Below are 15,748 nucleotides of genomic sequence, written 5' to 3' on the forward strand. Positions count from 1 at the left end.
GGCGATTATTCGGCGATCTCGTCTTCTGTGGAGGACGAACCCTCGACGGCCTCGGTGGTGAGACTCACGCGCAGCACGATCATGGTGACGTTGTCCCGTCCGCCGTTCTCGAGCGCGGCATCCACCATCGCATCCACGGCGGCAGCGGGGTCGTCGTTCTCGCGCAGGAAGTGCAGGATGCCGTAGTCGGTGAGCTCCTTGGTCAGTCCGTCCGAGCAGATGATCAGACGGTCCTGATCGCGAAGATCGACCGTCACGTAGTCCGGCGGCACGAGTTCACTGGCGCCGACGGCCCTGGTGATGACGTTGCTGTACGGATGTCCGTCTGCCTCTTCCGGGCTGATCTTGCCCGAGGCGATGAGCTCCTGGACGACGGAATGATCGGTCGTCACCTGCACGAGGCTGTTGTCGCGCTCGAGGTACACCCGCGAATCGCCGATGTTCAGCACGATCCACTGCCACACGCCCGACTCGTCGCGTTCCAGGTAGGCGCCGGTGAGTGTCGTGCCCGTTCCCTCGTCGGTGGACTCGGAGTGGGAGTGGATGTCGTCGACGGCGTTGTGCAGCGCCAGCTCGAGCGCCTCGGACGACACTGCGCCGGTGTCGACCATCTCCTCGAGGCGTGCGACCGTGCTCTGGCTGGCGATCTCGCCGCCGGCGTGCCCGCCCATGCCGTCGGCGACGACGAACAGCGGGAACTTCGCGAGGTACGCATCCTGGTTGTTCTCGCGGCGTCGACCGCGGTCGGTGATACCCGCCCACGAGATCTGCAGCTCGTCGCTGACGCGGTGCGTCTGCGTTGTCGTCTCAGGCACGAGTGGTCTCCGTCAGGCGGGCGGGCGGCGCGATCGCCGCAGGGTATTCATCCATCGTAGTAGCGCGCGCCCTCACATCTGCGAGGCGGGGTCCTCTGGCAGTGGGAAGAATTCGCTGATCGCGTCGAGATCGTGGGTGCTCGGCGTCCAGGCATCGGCCGCAGCGGCGTTCGCCGCCACCTGCTCCGGCGTCGTCGCCCCGGCGATCACGCTGGAGACCCCTGGCTGCGCGAGCAGCCACCCAAAGGTCGCCTGCAGCATGGTGATGCCGCGGTCATCGCAGAACCCCTGGTAGGCCTCCAAGGCGTCCCAGGGCGCCTCCGACCAGATGTGCCGGCGGGTGGCCATGATGCGACTGCCGTCCGGTCCACCGTCGCGCGTGAACTTGCCGGTGAGCAGGCCGTTCTTCAGCGGGAAGTACGGGAAGAAACCGAGATCGTAGCGGTTCACCGCCGGGAGCACCTCGCGCTCGGATGCCCGTGCCAGCAGCGAGTAGTGATTCTGCGCCGAGATGAATCGTCCGGTCGATCGGGCCCGCGCCGTGAACTCGGCCTCAGCGATCTGCCATCCGTCGAAGTTCGAGTGCCCGTAATAGCGGATCTTGCCCTCGGTCACGAGCTCATCGAGCGCATCGATCGTCTCGGCGATCGGAGTCTGCGGGTCAGGCAGGTGCAGCTGATACAGATCGATCCAGTCGGTCCGCAGCCGCCGAAGTGACTGCTCCACCGCCAGGCGCACGTAGCGGCGCGATCCGCGGCCACCGGGGAAGTCATATCCCATGTCGCGTTCATGCCCGAATTTCGTCGCCAGCACCACCTGGTCGCGACGCCCTTCGAGGACCTCGCCCATCAGCTCCTCGCTGCGGCCGGCTTCAGCACCGTACATGTCAGCGGTGTCGAAGAACACGACGCCATTCGCCAGGGCCGCGTCGATCACCGCGCGCGTGCCCTCCAGCGACTCCGTGATGGTGCCCGATCGACCGAAGTTGTTGCAGCCGAGACCGGCGGACGAGACCACGAGGCCGGAAGCACCGACGCGGCGCTGCGAAGTTGACATGTCTCCACACTATCGGGGCCTGGGGTACCGACGACGAGACGCCCCCGACTTGGTCGAGGGCGTCTCAGAGAACCTCAGCTCACGCGGGAGGCTGGTTCGGGTTCTCGGGGTCAGCCGACGGAGCCTCTGGCGCGGCAGGCGGAGCGGCCGGCGGAGCAGGCGGAGCGGCCGGCGGCGCCGTCGGCGGTGCCGGCGGAGTCGCGGGCGGCGGCACCGGAGCACCGGGCACCGGAGGCACCGGAGCGCCGGGTGCGGGAACGCCGGGAGCCGGAGGCACCGGAGCACCGTAGCCAGGCTGAGCAGGAGCACCATAACCAGGCTGAGCAGGAGCACCATAACCGGGCTGAGCGGGAGCACCGTAGCCGGGCTGAGCTGGTGCGCCGTAGCCGGGCTGGGCGGGAGGCTGGTAGCCCTGCGGAGCGGGCGGAGCGTACCCCTGCGGGGCTGCGCCGTAGCCGGGTGCCTGCGAGGCAACGCTCTGCGATGGCTGCACGGGAACACCGTCCCAGACCGTGCGGTCCGCGAGGAAGCCGTTCGCGCTCCACGGAGCAGGAGCGATCATCGGGTTCCAGCGCGACCTGTCGAACGCCAGGATGCCGAGCCAGACCGGCGAGAGCAGCACGTACAGGATCACCCAGGCTGCTTCCTTCTGCAGCTTCAGCCCGACCCGCCATGCGGCCATGGCCGACAGTGCGAGGATCGCAAGCGGCAGGATCCAGCCGACCACGGGGATCCACGAGAGCAAGAGGCTCGCGCCGATGGAGTACAGCACCAGCCATGGGCTCATGTCGCCGAGCTTGAAGAGCACCATCGAGCTGTAGACGGGCACCCAGGCGCGCCATTTGCCCTGCACGCCGGCCTTCTCGAACACCTTCATCAGGAACAGCGAGAGCACCACATACATGATGGGTCCCACTATCAGCAGTAGCACGCCCACCAATGCGAGCATGGCGACCATCGCCGCGTAACCGGAGTCGTCGTAACCCATCAGTCGTTCACTTCCCTTGTTCAACGGGAAGCCCGCTCGCTCCCCAGTGCGACCAGCGTCGCACCGGCCATGCTAGCGGGGCGTCAACGCGCGGGGCAATCACTTCACCGGCACGGCGGCATCGCGCATCCGACGTTCATTCGTCGACGACGAGCTCCAGAACCCATGGTTCCAGCGCGGGACGCAGCCGGATGCCCTGTTCGGACGCCCAGCCGACGAGTCCGGCCGCAGATCGTGCCCTCGGGCGTGTCTCGGCCAGCGCACGCACCAGTTCGCCCTTGGCCTTCTTGTTGAAGTGGTTGAGCGCGCGCCCGGTGTCGGTGACCACGCGCACGTACGCGGAGGGTGTGGATGCCGGGATCGGCCCCAATGCGACGTACGCCTCACTGCGCAGGTCCAGCACGAAGCGCTCGTCCGCCAGGGCGAGCCCTGTCGCGTCCGCCCAGTGTCGCCGCAGCGGCGGGATGCCGGGAAGCGCCGTGCCGGCCGCGAGACGATAGGCAGGAATCGCATCCAGCGCCCCGATCGGACCGAACGGCGCGGAATGGATCAGCACGTGCTGCCCCAGCCAGCGGCGCGCAGAGGCGTCGAGGCGCTGCGCATCCAGAGCGTCGAACAGCACGCCGGTGTAGCGGTCGACCGCCGGCATGGTCGGCGCGGTGCGCAGCATCCGATTGTGCTGGATGTCACCCGCCTGTCGATCGCTCAGCTTGAGAACCCGCTGAGCCTCGACACGATCCTCTGCAAGCGCGATCAGCGCATCGAGGACGGCCTCGCGCCGCGCGAGCAACGCGGGCAGCGCAAGCGCGCCAAGCCGCAGCGCGGCGCCGGTACCGCCCTCGCGCTTGGTCTCGGACGGCGGCAGAAGGATCTTCATGCTCTCTCCACACGTTGCAGGTGCACAGACGAAAACGTCCGCCTCAGCCCTCTGCAGGGCCGAGGCGGACGCCTCATGTGAATGCTGTCAGGCGATCAGTGCGGCGTTGCCTGCCACGATCGTCAGGGAGTCGCCCTCCATCGAGAGGAACCCGTCCTGCGCGTTGGCAAGCACCTTGGTGCCGTCGGACTGCGTGATGCGGACCTGGCCCTCGGCGAGGATCGCCAGCACCGGCTCGTGACCGGTCATGAAGCCGATCTCGCCCTCGACGGTCTTGGCGACGACGAGCGAAGCCTCTCCCGTCCAGACCTCCGCATCGGCGGAGACGAGGCTGACGTGCAGAGCCATGATCAGCCGTTCTCCTTCTGGATCTTCGCCCACTGCTCTTCGACGTCCGAGATCCCACCGACGTTGAAGAAGGCCTGCTCGGCGACGTGGTCGAAGTCACCGCGAGTGATCGCATCGAACGACTCGATGGTCTCCTTCAGCGGGACGGTCGAACCCTCGACACCGGTGAACTTCTTCGCCATGTAGGTGTTCTGCGAGAGGAACTGCTGGATGCGACGTGCACGCGACACGACGATCTTGTCCTCTTCGGAGAGCTCGTCGACACCGAGGATCGCGATGATCTCCTGCAGCTCCTTGTTCTTCTGCAGGATCTGCTTGACCGTCGTGGCGACGCGGTAGTGGTCCTCGCCCAAGTAGCGGGGGTCCATGATGCGCGACGTCGAGGTCAGCGGGTCGATGGCAGGGTACAGACCCTTAGACGCGATCTCACGCGAGAGCTCGGTGGTCGCATCGAGGTGCGCGAACGTGGTCGCCGGAGCCGGGTCGGTGTAGTCATCGGCCGGCACGTAGATCGCCTGCAGCGAGGTGATCGAGTGACCACGCGTCGAGGTGATGCGCTCCTGGAGCACACCCATCTCGTCGGCGAGGTTCGGCTGGTAGCCCACGGCCGAGGGCATGCGGCCCAGCAGCGTGGAGACCTCGGAACCGGCCTGCGTGAAGCGGAAGATGTTGTCGATGAACAACAGCACGTCCTGCTTCTGCACGTCACGGAAGTACTCCGCCATGGTCAGTGCCGACAGGGCGACGCGCAGACGCGTTCCCGGCGGCTCGTCCATCTGGCCGAAGACGAGGGCGGTCTTGTCGAAGACACCCGCCTCTTCCATCTCGTGGATGAGGTCGTTGCCCTCACGGGTGCGCTCACCGACACCGGCGAACACCGACACACCACCGTGATCCTGCGCGACACGCTGGATCATCTCCTGGATCAGAACGGTCTTGCCGACACCGGCGCCACCGAACAGACCGATCTTTCCACCCAGCACGTACGGCGTGAGAAGGTCGATCGACTTGATGCCGGTCTCAAACATCTGGGTCTTGGACTCCAGCTGGTCGAAGTTCGGCGCCTTGCGGTGGATCGGCCAGCGCTCGGTGACCTCGATGGTCTCGCCGGGCTCGAGGTTGAGCACCTCGCCGATCACGTTGAAGACCTTGCCCTTGGTGACGTCGCCGACCGGAACCGAGATGGCCTCGCCGGTGTCGCGCACCTCCTGGCCACGGACGATGCCGTCGGTGGGCTTCAATGCGATGGCGCGCACGAGGTCGTCGCCGAGGTGCTGAGCGACCTCGAGCGTGATCTCGGTGGACTCCTCGCCGATCGTGATCGTGGTCTTCAGCGCGTTGTAGATTTCGGGGATCGAGTCGTGCGGGAACTCGATGTCCACAACCGGACCGTTGACGCGTGCGACGCGCCCGACGACCGCGGTCGCGGGCTGGTCAGCCGTAGCGGTGGGGGTCATTTCTTCGTCTCTTTCCTGAGGGTCTGTCAGCTGGATGCGAGAGCGTCGGCGCCACCGACGATCTCGGCGATCTGCTGGGTGATCTCGGCCTGGCGCGCGTTGTTGCGCAGGCGGGTGTAGTCGGTGATCAGCTTGTCGGCGTTGTCGCTGGCCGACTTCATCGCCTTCTGCGTCGCCGCCTGCTTGGCCGCGGACGACTGCAGCAGCGCGTTGAAGACGCGACTCTGGATGTACACCGGCAGGATCGCATCCAGCACGGTCTCGGCGTCCGGTTCGAACTCGTACAGCGGGTAGACGGTGCTGCCCGCCTCCGAGTCGTCGGACTCCGTGATCTCCAGCGGCAGCAGACGCACGTTCTCGGGCGACTGCATCATCATGCTGACGAAACGGTTGTACACGAGGGTGATCTCGTCGACGCCGCCGGCTTCTCCCCCGCGGGAGAACGCGTCCAGCAGCGTCTGCGAGATCTCCTCTGCAGTGTGGAATGACGGAGTGTCGGTGTCACCGGTCCACTCGGCCGCGGACTCGATCCGCCGGAACTGGAAGTACCCGACGGCCTTGCGGCCGACCAGGTAGAACACCGGTTCCTTGCCCTGCTCGCGCAGCAGCTCCGCCACCTCGAGACCCTCACGGAGGATCTGCGAGTTGAAGGCACCTGCCAGTCCGCGGTCCGACGAGAAGATGACCACCGCGGAGCGGCGGATGTTCTCGGGCTCGCGGGTGAGCGGGTGATCGACGTTCGAATGCGTCGCGACGGCTGAGACAGCCCTCGTCACGGCCCGCGCGAAGGGACTGGACGCCTTGACACGTGCCATTGCCTTCTGAATGCGCGAAGCCGCGATGAGTTCCATCGCCTTCGTGATCTTCTTGGTCGTCTGAGCAGAAGAGATCTTCTGCTTGTAGACCCTGAGTTGAGCGCCCATGAATCAGTACCTCACGCGATTACGCGCGACGACCCTTGACGATCTTCTCCTGGTTGACGTCCTCCGCCTGAGCGGCAGCGTGTTCCTCGTGACCGGGGGCGCCGATAGCGTGCCCCTTGCCACCCTGGAACTCCAGGATGAAGGCATCCGTCTGCTTCTCGAGCTCTGCCACCGTGGCATCGTCGAGGACGTTGGTCTCACGCAAGGTGTCGAGGATGCCGGTGTTGCGACGCAGGTAGTCGAGCAGGTCGCGCTCGAAGCGCAGCACGTCCTCGATCTCGATCGTGTCGAGCTTGCCGTTCGTTCCGGCCCAGATCGAGACGACCTGCTCCTCGACGGGGTACGGCGAGTACTGCGGCTGCTTGAGCAGCTCAGTCAGACGCGCGCCACGGGCGAGCTGACGACGCGAAGCCGCGTCGAGGTCGGAGGCGAACATCGCGAAGGCCTCAAGCGAGCGGTACTGCGCCAGCTCGAGCTTCAGCGTTCCGGAGACCTTCTTGATCGACTTGACCTGGGCGTCACCGCCGACTCGAGAGACCGAGATACCCACGTCGACAGCAGGACGCTGGTTGGCGTTGAACAGGTCGGACTGCAGGAAGATCTGGCCGTCGGTGATCGAGATCACGTTGGTCGGGATGTACGCCGAGACATCATTGGCCTTGGTCTCGATGATGGGAAGACCCGTCATGGACCCTGCTCCGAGCTCGTCGGACAGCTTCGCGCAGCGCTCGAGCAGACGCGAGTGCAGGTAGAACACGTCGCCCGGGTAGGCTTCACGGCCCGGCGGGCGGCGCAGCAGCAGAGAGACGGCGCGGTAGGCCTCAGCCTGCTTCGACAGGTCATCGAAGATGATCAGCACGTGCTTGCCGCCGTACATCCAGTGCTGGCCGATGGCGGAGCCTGTGTAAGGGGCCAGGTACTTGAAGCCCGCGGGGTCCGAAGCGGGAGCGGCCACGATCGTGGTGTACTCCAGCGCACCGGCCTCTTCCAGCGCGCCCTTGACGGAGGCGATGGTCGAGCCCTTCTGGCCGACGGCGACGTAGATGCAGCGGACCTGCTTGTTGACGTCGCCGGACTCCCAGTTGGCCTTCTGGTTGATGATCGTGTCGATCGCGATGGCCGTCTTGCCGGTCTGGCGGTCGCCGATGATCAGCTGACGCTGGCCGCGGCCGACCGGGATCATCGCGTCGATGGCCTTCATGCCGGTCTGCATCGGTTCGTGCACCGACTTGCGCTGCATGACGCCCGGCGCCTGCAGCTCGAGCGCGCGCACACCCTCGGACGCGATCGCGCCGAGGCCGTCGATCGGGTTGCCGAGTGTGTCGACCACACGGCCGAGGTAGCCGTCGCCGACCGGAACCGAGAGGACCTCGCCGGTGCGGGTGACTTCCTGACCCGCTTCGATGCCGGCGAATTCGCCGAGAACGACCACGCCGATCTGGTGCTCGTCGAGGCTCAGGGCCAGGCCCTTGGTGCCATCAGCGAACGTGACGAGCTCGTTGGCCATGACGCCCGGCAGCCCCTCGACGTGCGCGATGCCATCGGCAGCGTCGATGACGGTGCCGACCTCGGTCGCCGCGGCGCCGGTGGGCTCGTACGCGTCGGCGAAGTTCTTCAGCGCGTCACGGATGACGTCGGGGCTGATCGATAGTTCTGCCATTGTCTTCCCTTTGTGTGTCTGGGTGTGCGCGGTTCCCCGCGTCGAGTAGTTCAGCTCGCGAGCTTCTGGCGAAGGTCTGCGAGTCGGGCGGAGATACTGCCGTCGATGACGTCATCGGCGACCTGCACGCGCAGTCCTCCGACGACCGTGGGGTCGATCACCTGGTTGATGGAGATCTCGCCCCCATAGCGACGTGCCAGCGCATCACGGAGACGGGTCTCCTGCGCGACGGCGATCGGTGCGGCGGTGTAGACCGTCGCGACCGTGCGGCCGCCCTGTGCGGAGACGATGCGAATCGCACGGGAAAGCTGCTGACGGATGCGGCGCTCGCGCGACTGGCGCACCAGCGAGGAGGCGATCAGCACGGTGGCGGGTGCCGCCGACGTGCCGAGCAGCTTCTCGACCAGGACGCCCTTTGCTGCGGCGTCTCCGAGACGGCTGCCGAGGGCGAGCTCCAACTCGGGGTTGGCAGCGACGATGCGCGAGAAACTGAACAGCTCCCCCGCGATGTCGTCCTTCGCCGATGCGATCGCGGTCGCGCGGATCGCGAGCTCTTCGACACCGTCGACGAGATCGGATGCCGACGACCAGCGCTCTGCCACGACAGCAGTCAGCAGCGTGCGCACCGGTGCCGAAGCACCGGCGAACACAGCGGCGACCAGCGCGGTCCGCGCCTGAGCGGGAGCTGCGGGATCAGCGAGCGCGCCGCTCAGCTGGGCCGAGTCCCCGATGGCGCGGGCGGCTGCGAACAGCTCGGCCGCGCTGTCGAGGGTCAGGCCCGACGCTGCGGCAAGCGCGTCCGTCGATGCCGCGAGTGCCTGAGTGGTCGCGCTGCCCATTACTTCGCCTTCTCGAGGTCGGCCAGGAAGCGGTCCACGACGGCCGTCGCACGGCTGTCATCGGAGAGGGTCTCTCCAACGACGTTGCCTGCGAGGTCGATCGCGAGCGTGCCGACCTCACTGCGGAGGGACACGAAGGCGGCCTGACGCTCGGCTTCGATCTGCGTGTGCGCGGCAGTGGTGATGCGGGTCGCCTCAGCGGCCGCAGCATCCTTCGCCTCGGTCACGATCTTCTTGCCGTCCTCACGGGCGGCCTCACGGATCTCGCCGGCTTCGGTGCGAGCCTCGGCGAGCTGGCGGGTGTACTCCTCCAGCGCCTCCTCGGCCTGCTTCTGCGCCTCATCAGCCTTGGCGATGTTGCCCTCGATGGCGGCGGAGCGCTCGTCGAGCATCGCGACCAGGCGCGGCAGGGCGACCTTCCACACCACGATGAGGATGATGAGGAACCACAGACCCGACCAGATGATGTCGTACCACGCGGGAATCAGCGGGTTAGGCGCTTCCTCCGCGGCGAGGTTCGTGACAAGAGCGTTCAGCATCCTGTCTCCTTCAGAGCTCGGTGCGGATTACGGGAAGGGGATGAATCCGACGGCGATGCCGACGAATGCAAGCGCCTCGGTGAAGGCGATACCGATCCACATGAGGACCTGCAGGCGGCCGGCGAGCTCGGGCTGACGGGCGACACCCTCGATCGTCTTTCCGACGACGATGCCCACACCGATTGCCGGACCGATCGCTGCCAGGCCGTAGCCGACAGATGCGAGGTGTCCGTTGATGTCAGCGAGAACCGTAGTTGCGTCCACGGGTTGTTTCCTTTCGGTTTTGGTCAGCTGGTGGGCTGACCCGTTCAGTGCTCTTCTGCGACCGCGAGCTGGATGTAGATCGCGGTGAGGACGGTGAAGACGTAGGCCTGCAGGACGACGACCAGGATCTCGAAGATCGTGAACGCGCCTCCGAAGGCGAGGGTTCCGACACCGAGGAGGGCCCAGCCGCCGCCTGCGGTGAAGAAGAAGAACTGGGTGGCCGCGAAGCACAGCACCAGGATCATGTGTCCGACGACCAGGTTCATCATCAGACGAAGGGTGAGCGTCACCGGGCGGATGATGAAGGTGGAGATGAACTCCAGCGGGGTCACGATGATGTAGACCGGCCACGGCACGCCTGCCGGGAAGAGCGAGTTCTTCCAGAAGCCGAGCGGGCTCTTCTTCATTCCGGCGTAGATGAATGTCACGTAGCTGATGATCGCGAGCGTCAGCGGCACGGCGATGATCGCGGTGCCAGGCATGTTCAGGAACGGGATGATGCCCGTGACGTTCATGAACAGGATCATGAAGAACATCGTCGCCAGGATCGGCAGGAAGCGATCGCCGTCCTTGCGGCCGAGCAGGTCGTGGGCGATGCCGCCTCGGACGAATCCGAGGCCCATCTCGACCAGGCTCTGGAAGCGGCCGGGAACGACGCGCATGCGGCGGGTGCCGAGCCAGAGGATGAGCACCACGGCGATCACAGACAGGAGCTGAATCAGGTGGATGCGGTTCACATCGATGATCCCGAAGACCTTGAAGAGAGTCTCAGGGAAGAACTCATCCATCGACGGGCCGTGGAATTCACCGTCTCCGGCAAACGGACGAGGGATCATGGTCGCAGCGAGATTCAACAGCGCGGGCTCCAGCTTCGGGTCACCGGTCTGAACCGGGGCGACGAGGGACGGTGTGCAACAGCGCAAGCGCTCGCGGGACGAGCGGCGGGCACCCGTAAAACACTACCAGACTCAGTTCCCCTCTGAAGCCGCGGGCGGGGTGCCGCCGGCCGTATCGGGGGTCTCATCCTCAGGATTCACGGTCGGCAGGGTGATGTCACTGACGTTCGGCAGGCGCATCCGCGTGAGCACCACGACATCGACGATGAGTGACATGGCCACGCCTGCGACGATCGACAGGAAGAACACCAGCGGCACGATCCACGGCTGGCCGCTGAGCACGATCATCACCACGAGGAAGATCCCGAGCTTGAGCAGCCATCCGCCCAACACGATGGCGAAGAACAGCTGCACGTAAATCGGGTCGCCGAACCAGCGGTTCGCGAACAGGATGCTGCCCGCAGTGATGCCGAGGAACACGACGGCCAGCAGCACACCGAGCAGGCCGCTCCACAGACCGTTCATGCCGGCGACGGCATACCCGATCCCGCCGGCGACGAGCGCGAGCACCAGGGCGGATACCCCTGACCACGCCAGGGTGCGGCGCAGGATCGGATTGCTGGAGACGGGGCTCGGGGTCATCGGGGCTCCAAAGTGTCTGAGGAAGTCGGGGTCGGCGCGGCACCGGCGTCAGGTGCATGGCGCCGAGCGGGCGGAAGGAGGGTGACGACGAGGCAGGCCGCGATGCCGACGACGCCGAAGGCGATCGCGCCCAAGTACCCGCCGGGCCAGTCCTCGCGTGAGGCGATGTACATCAGCAGCACGGTGAGCGAGATCACCGCCGTCCAGGCGTAGAAGATCAGCACGGCGTCGCGGTCGCGGTGACCCAGATCCAGCATGCGGTGGTGCAGGTGCTTGCGGTCGGGCGAGAATGGCGACTTGCCTGCGCGCATGCGTCGGAAGACGGCCAGCCCGAAATCGAGCAGCGGCAGCATCACGATCACCAGCGGCAGCACGATCGGGATGAATGCACCGAGCAGCTGCGAACGGCCGAACTGCTCGGGGTCGAAGGCGTTGACGTCGCCCTGTCCTGTCAGCGCGATTGCTGAGGTGGCCATCAGCAGCCCCAGCACCAGTGCGCCGGAGTCGCCCATGAACAGCTTCGCCGGGCTCCAGTTCAGGGGCAGGAAGCCCAGGCAGGCGCCGATCAGCACCGCGGCGAGGAACGTGGCGAGGTTGAAGTATGTCGTGGCTCCGGAGTCGCGGGTGAGGATGTAGGAGTACACGAAGAAGATGCCGTTGGCGATGAGGCAGACGCCGGCGACCAGTCCGTCGAGACCGTCGATGAAGTTGACGGCGTTCATCACGACGACGATGGCGAACATGGTCACCAGGATGCTCACCCAGCTTGAGACGAGGATCATGTCCCCCACCGGCAGCGACAGGATCTGCAGGCCGCCACCGACCGTGATGATTCCCGCGGCGAGGAACTGCGCGGCCAGTTTGATCATCCAGTCGAGGTCGATCAGATCGTCGATGACGCCGATCACGGCGATCAGCAGGGCGGCGCCGAGGATCGACCACAGTGTCTGCGGCGGCACCCACATGCGCTCGAAGAACGGATTGGCCGACGAGACGAGGATGGCCGAGGCGATGCCGATGAACATCGCGACACCGCCCAGCCGCGGCGTCGGGGTCTTGTGCACGTCCCGTTCACGGATGCCGGGGTAGAGCTTGAACTTCAAGCTCAGCCGCCAGACCGCCCATGACAGCGCGAAGGTGATCGACGCCGTCAGGATGATCGTGAACAGATACTGCTTCACTCTTCGTCGACCGCGCCTTCATCGACGGCGCTCTCGCCGACCGCGCCTTCGCCGTCGGCGGCAGGTTCCGGCGTGCCATCACCGGGCTGCTCGGCGGGCTCGAGCAGGTCGCCGAGCACCTCTTCCAGCTGCTCCCTGGTGACTGCGCCCGCTCGCAGGATGCGCACGAGCGGCGTCTCGTCGGCTGCAGTGCCGACGAGCGATGTCGCGTCGACGATCGTCGAGGGCACCCCGTTCTCGCTGTAGCCCTGTTCAAGGTAGACGGCGACGCTGTCCCCGAGCATCTCCTCGGCATCTGAGGCGATGATGGCGGCATCGCGGCCCGTGAGGTTGGCGCTGGAGACCGCCAGTGGCCCCGTCTCGGCCAGCAGCTCGAGGGCGATGCGCTGGTTCGGCATCCGCACGGCGACGGTGCCGAGCGTCTCGCCGAGATCCCAGGTCAGCGAGGGCTGAGCGGGCAGGACGATGGTCAGTCCGCCTGGCCAGAAGGCGTCCACCAGCTTCTGCACGGCCGCCGGCACCTCTTCGACGAGTGCGGCGAGCATGTCCTGGCCTGCCACGAGCACGGGCGGCGGCATGTCGCGCCCACGCCCCTTCGCATCGAGCAGTCGCTGCACAGCGGTCGGCGAGAACGCATCGGCAGCGAGACCGTAGACGGTGTCGGTGGGCAGCACGACCAGCTCGCCTCGGGCGATGGCCTGGCGCGCGTGGCGCATGCCGGCGAGGACCTGGGAGTCGTCGCGGCAATCGAAGACAGTTGACATGGCGTGCCTATTCTACGGTGGTCGTCGCTGAGTTCCCCCGACGACTGCTCAGTCGCGCAGCGCCGTGGTGGCGCGATCGCGGCGGGTCAGATCCTGATGCGTGGATGCCGCGCGCCAGCCATCGCCGGAGAGGATGCTGCGGATGGCCTCCCCCTGCAGCTCGCCGTGCTCGAGCACGAGCAGTCCGCCGTCGTGCAGCAGCTCCCGTGCCCGACCGCTGATCACGCGCACGACATCCAGACCGTCGGCACCGCCGTACAGGGCCTGAGCCGGGTCATGCAGCCGCACCTCAGGGTCGCGCGGGATGGCGTCGTCCGGCACATAGGGCGGGTTGGAGATGACGACGTCGACCGTGCCGCGCAGATCGTCGAAGGCCGTCGCCAGATCGCCATGGATCAGAGTGAGGTTCTCCACTCCGGCGACATTGCGTGCCGCCCAGGCGTGGGCCTCTGGTGAGCGCTCCACAGCGAAGACGCGGGCGTGCGGCACCTCCGTGGCCATGGCCAGCGCGATGGCGCCGCTCCCTGTACCGAGGTCGACGGCGATGGGGGCCGGTGCGGCGTTCTCGAGCAGAGCGTCGATCGCGAACTGCACCACGGTCTCGGTCTCGGGTCGAGGGACGAATACCCCGGGTCCCACGGCCAGCTCGAGGTGCCGGAATGCGGCAGTGCCGGTGAGATGCTGCAGCGGCTCGCGGGCAGCGCGGCGCAGGACCAAGGCGTCCAGCTCGGCAGCATCCGATTCGGAGATCTCGTCGCCACGCAGCGCAGCGGCCTGCACTGCTCCCCTGCCCGCCCCCAGCACGTGTCCCAGCAGCAGCTCGGCATCCACCGACGGGTCAGGCACTCCCGCCTCGGTCAGCTGCTGAGTGACGGCGCGCAGGCGCGCGGAGAGGGTCTCGGGCATCCTCTCAGCGTATTCCTTGCGGCCCGTCGGTCACATTCGGGCATATTGCGACATCGTCAAACCTGCGCGACGTAGGCTGAGCACGCTCCAGCCGACGAAGAAAGGCCCGACATGACCGGCATCCACACCGACATCACCAGCACCTTCGGCAACACGCCGCTGGTCCGCCTGAACCGCCTCACCGAGGGCCTCGACGCGACCGTGCTGGTCAAGCTTGAGTCGTTCAACCCGGCCTCGAGCGTGAAGGACCGCATCGGCATCGCCATCGTCGACGCCGCCGAGGCTTCAGGCGAGCTGAAGCCGGGCGGCACGATCGTCGAGGCCACCAGCGGCAACACGGGCATCGCGCTGGCGATGGTCGGCGCTGCGCGCGGCTACAAGGTCGTCCTCACGATGCCCGCCTCGATGTCGAAGGAGCGCCGCGTGCTGCTGAAGGCATTCGGCGCCGAACTCGTGCTCACCGACCCCACCAAGGGCATGAGCGGAGCCATCGAAGCTCTCCAGGAAGTCATCGAGAACACCCCGGGCGCGGTCTGGGCTCGGCAGTTCGAGAACGCGGCCAACCCGCAGATCCACCGCGAGACCACCGCGCAGGAGATCCTGCGCGACACCGACGGCGCTGTCGATGTGTTCATCGCCGGTGTCGGCACCGGCGGCACTGTCACGGGCACCGGCCAGGCACTCAAGGCCGCCAAGCCGGACGTCAAGGTGATCGCCGTGGAGCCGAAGGACTCTCCCTTGCTCTCCGAGGGCCGCGTGGGCCCTGCCAAGATCCAGGGAATCGGACCGAACTTCGTGCCGGCTGTGCTCGACCGCGACGTGATCGACGAGATCATCACGGCCGAGTTCGATGAGTCACTCGCCACGGCACGCGACCTCGCCGCCAAGGAGGGTCTGCTGGTCGGAATCTCCAGCGGCGCGGCCGTCGCCCAGGCGCTGAAGGTCGCGGCGCGCCCCGAGAGCGCAGGCAAGACGATCGTGGTGATCGCCCCTGATACCGGCGAGCGCTACATCTCCACCGCACTGTTCGAGGATCTGCGCGAAGAGCCGCAGAACTGAGTCGGTGTGAGCTTCATCTCCCGAGTCCGTGAGGACATCGCAGCCGCGCGCCACCGAGATCCGGCAGCGCGCACCAACTTCGAGGTGGCACTGCTCTACCCCGGGCTGCACGCGATCTGGGCGCACCGACTGTGGCACGCGCTCTGGCGACGCGGCCTGCGGTTTCCCGCCCGCCTCGGCTCGCAGCTGACGCGCTGGCTCACCGGGATCGAGATCCACCCCGCGGCGCGGATCGGGAGACGATTCTTCATCGACCATGGAATGGGCGTCGTGATCGGCGAGACGGCCGAGATCGGCGACGACGTGATGCTGTACCACGGCGTCACGCTGGGTGGCAGGGCGCCCTCCCACGGCAAGCGGCACCCGACGCTGGAAGACGGCGTCGCGGTGGGCACCGGAGCGAAGATCCTCGGCCCGATCCGGGTCGGCGCACGCAGCGTGGTGGGGGCGAACGCGGTGGTGACGAAGGATGCCCCGCCCGACAGCGTGCTGGTGGGTGTGCCTGCGAAGCCTCGGCCGCGGGGCGCGGATGAGAGCACTCGCGCCCTGCTGGCGGCACCGGACTACGTGATTTAGACACAGAGCACTCAAGAG

18 protein-coding genes are annotated in these 15,748 nt (G+C 66.7%); 2 read left to right on the forward strand and 16 right to left on the reverse strand.

The window, feature by feature from the left end; genetic code table 11:
* Positions 1-5: 5 nt before the first annotated feature.
* From MNR00_RS10480 to prmC, 16 genes are all read right to left on the reverse strand, one after another.
* The gene (locus tag MNR00_RS10480) at positions 6-815 is read right to left on the reverse strand and encodes a protein phosphatase 2C domain-containing protein (protein WP_241925872.1); all 810 of its coding nucleotides are present in this window, start codon (positions 813-815) and stop codon (positions 6-8) included.
* A gap of 72 nt (positions 816-887) precedes the next feature.
* A complete protein-coding gene (locus tag MNR00_RS10485; RefSeq protein ID WP_241925873.1) occupies positions 888-1,871 on the reverse strand; it encodes an aldo/keto reductase in 984 nt (327 codons plus the stop codon).
* A 79-nt stretch (positions 1,872-1,950) separates the two neighbouring features.
* A complete protein-coding gene (locus MNR00_RS10490) occupies positions 1,951-2,859 on the reverse strand; it encodes a DUF5684 domain-containing protein (RefSeq protein WP_241925874.1) in 909 nt (302 codons plus the stop codon).
* Between the two features lie 136 nt (positions 2,860-2,995).
* Positions 2,996-3,736 (reverse strand): peroxide stress protein YaaA, encoded by a 741-nt coding sequence (gene yaaA, locus MNR00_RS10495; protein ID WP_241925875.1) that lies wholly within the window; start codon positions 3,734-3,736, stop codon positions 2,996-2,998.
* Between the two features lie 87 nt (positions 3,737-3,823).
* Positions 3,824-4,084, reverse strand: a complete 261-nt coding sequence (locus tag MNR00_RS10500; protein WP_241925876.1) for a F0F1 ATP synthase subunit epsilon — start codon at positions 4,082-4,084, stop codon at positions 3,824-3,826.
* A gap of 2 nt (positions 4,085-4,086) precedes the next feature.
* Entirely contained in the window at positions 4,087-5,541 is a 1,455-nt protein-coding gene (gene atpD / locus MNR00_RS10505; protein ID WP_241925877.1) for a F0F1 ATP synthase subunit beta, read from the reverse strand.
* Between the two features lie 26 nt (positions 5,542-5,567).
* Complete coding sequence (locus MNR00_RS10510) at positions 5,568-6,464, reverse strand: F0F1 ATP synthase subunit gamma (RefSeq protein WP_241925878.1); 897 nt, start codon at positions 6,462-6,464, stop codon at positions 5,568-5,570.
* Between the two features lie 19 nt (positions 6,465-6,483).
* The gene (atpA, locus tag MNR00_RS10515) at positions 6,484-8,124 is read right to left on the reverse strand and encodes a F0F1 ATP synthase subunit alpha (protein ID WP_241925879.1); all 1,641 of its coding nucleotides are present in this window, start codon (positions 8,122-8,124) and stop codon (positions 6,484-6,486) included.
* Between the two features lie 50 nt (positions 8,125-8,174).
* Positions 8,175-8,963: a F0F1 ATP synthase subunit delta gene (locus MNR00_RS10520; RefSeq protein WP_241925880.1), complete on the reverse strand. Its 789-nt coding sequence runs from the start codon at positions 8,961-8,963 to the stop codon at positions 8,175-8,177.
* Positions 8,963-9,502, reverse strand: coding sequence for a F0F1 ATP synthase subunit B (locus MNR00_RS10525; protein ID WP_241925881.1), 540 nt, complete (start codon positions 9,500-9,502; stop codon positions 8,963-8,965). Before MNR00_RS10525 ends, MNR00_RS10520 begins: the two co-directional genes overlap by 1 nt.
* A gap of 27 nt (positions 9,503-9,529) precedes the next feature.
* Positions 9,530-9,766, reverse strand: coding sequence for an ATP synthase F0 subunit C (gene atpE, locus MNR00_RS10530; RefSeq protein ID WP_042541851.1), 237 nt, complete (start codon positions 9,764-9,766; stop codon positions 9,530-9,532).
* A gap of 44 nt (positions 9,767-9,810) precedes the next feature.
* Positions 9,811-10,554 (reverse strand): F0F1 ATP synthase subunit A, encoded by a 744-nt coding sequence (gene atpB / locus MNR00_RS10535; RefSeq protein WP_241925882.1) that lies wholly within the window; start codon positions 10,552-10,554, stop codon positions 9,811-9,813.
* Between the two features lie 180 nt (positions 10,555-10,734).
* Positions 10,735-11,244 (reverse strand): hypothetical protein, encoded by a 510-nt coding sequence (locus MNR00_RS10540; RefSeq protein WP_241925883.1) that lies wholly within the window; start codon positions 11,242-11,244, stop codon positions 10,735-10,737.
* Entirely contained in the window at positions 11,241-12,425 is a 1,185-nt protein-coding gene (locus MNR00_RS10545) for an MraY family glycosyltransferase (protein ID WP_241925884.1), read from the reverse strand. Before MNR00_RS10545 ends, MNR00_RS10540 begins: the two co-directional genes overlap by 4 nt.
* Positions 12,422-13,189 carry an L-threonylcarbamoyladenylate synthase gene (locus tag MNR00_RS10550; protein ID WP_241925885.1) on the reverse strand — a complete coding sequence of 256 codons (768 nt, stop codon included), beginning with the start codon at positions 13,187-13,189 and terminating at the stop codon, positions 12,422-12,424. The genes MNR00_RS10545 and MNR00_RS10550 overlap by 4 nt, the downstream gene beginning before the upstream one ends.
* A gap of 48 nt (positions 13,190-13,237) precedes the next feature.
* Positions 13,238-14,095 (reverse strand): peptide chain release factor N(5)-glutamine methyltransferase, encoded by an 858-nt coding sequence (prmC, locus tag MNR00_RS10555; protein WP_241925886.1) that lies wholly within the window; start codon positions 14,093-14,095, stop codon positions 13,238-13,240.
* A gap of 111 nt (positions 14,096-14,206) precedes the next feature.
* Here prmC and cysK point away from each other — a divergent pair, with 111 nt between their 5' ends.
* Both cysK and epsC read left to right on the forward strand, forming a co-directional pair.
* On the forward strand, positions 14,207-15,154 hold the full coding sequence (gene cysK, locus MNR00_RS10560) for a cysteine synthase A (protein ID WP_241925887.1): 948 nt from the start codon (positions 14,207-14,209) through the stop codon (positions 15,152-15,154).
* 6 nt (positions 15,155-15,160) lie between these two features.
* A complete protein-coding gene (gene epsC / locus MNR00_RS10565; RefSeq protein WP_241925888.1) occupies positions 15,161-15,730 on the forward strand; it encodes a serine O-acetyltransferase EpsC in 570 nt (189 codons plus the stop codon).
* Positions 15,731-15,748 lie beyond the last annotated feature (18 nt).

The sequence above is a fragment of the Microbacterium sp. H1-D42 genome, from assembly GCF_022637555.1.
GTDB lineage: Bacteria > Actinomycetota > Actinomycetes > Actinomycetales > Microbacteriaceae > Microbacterium.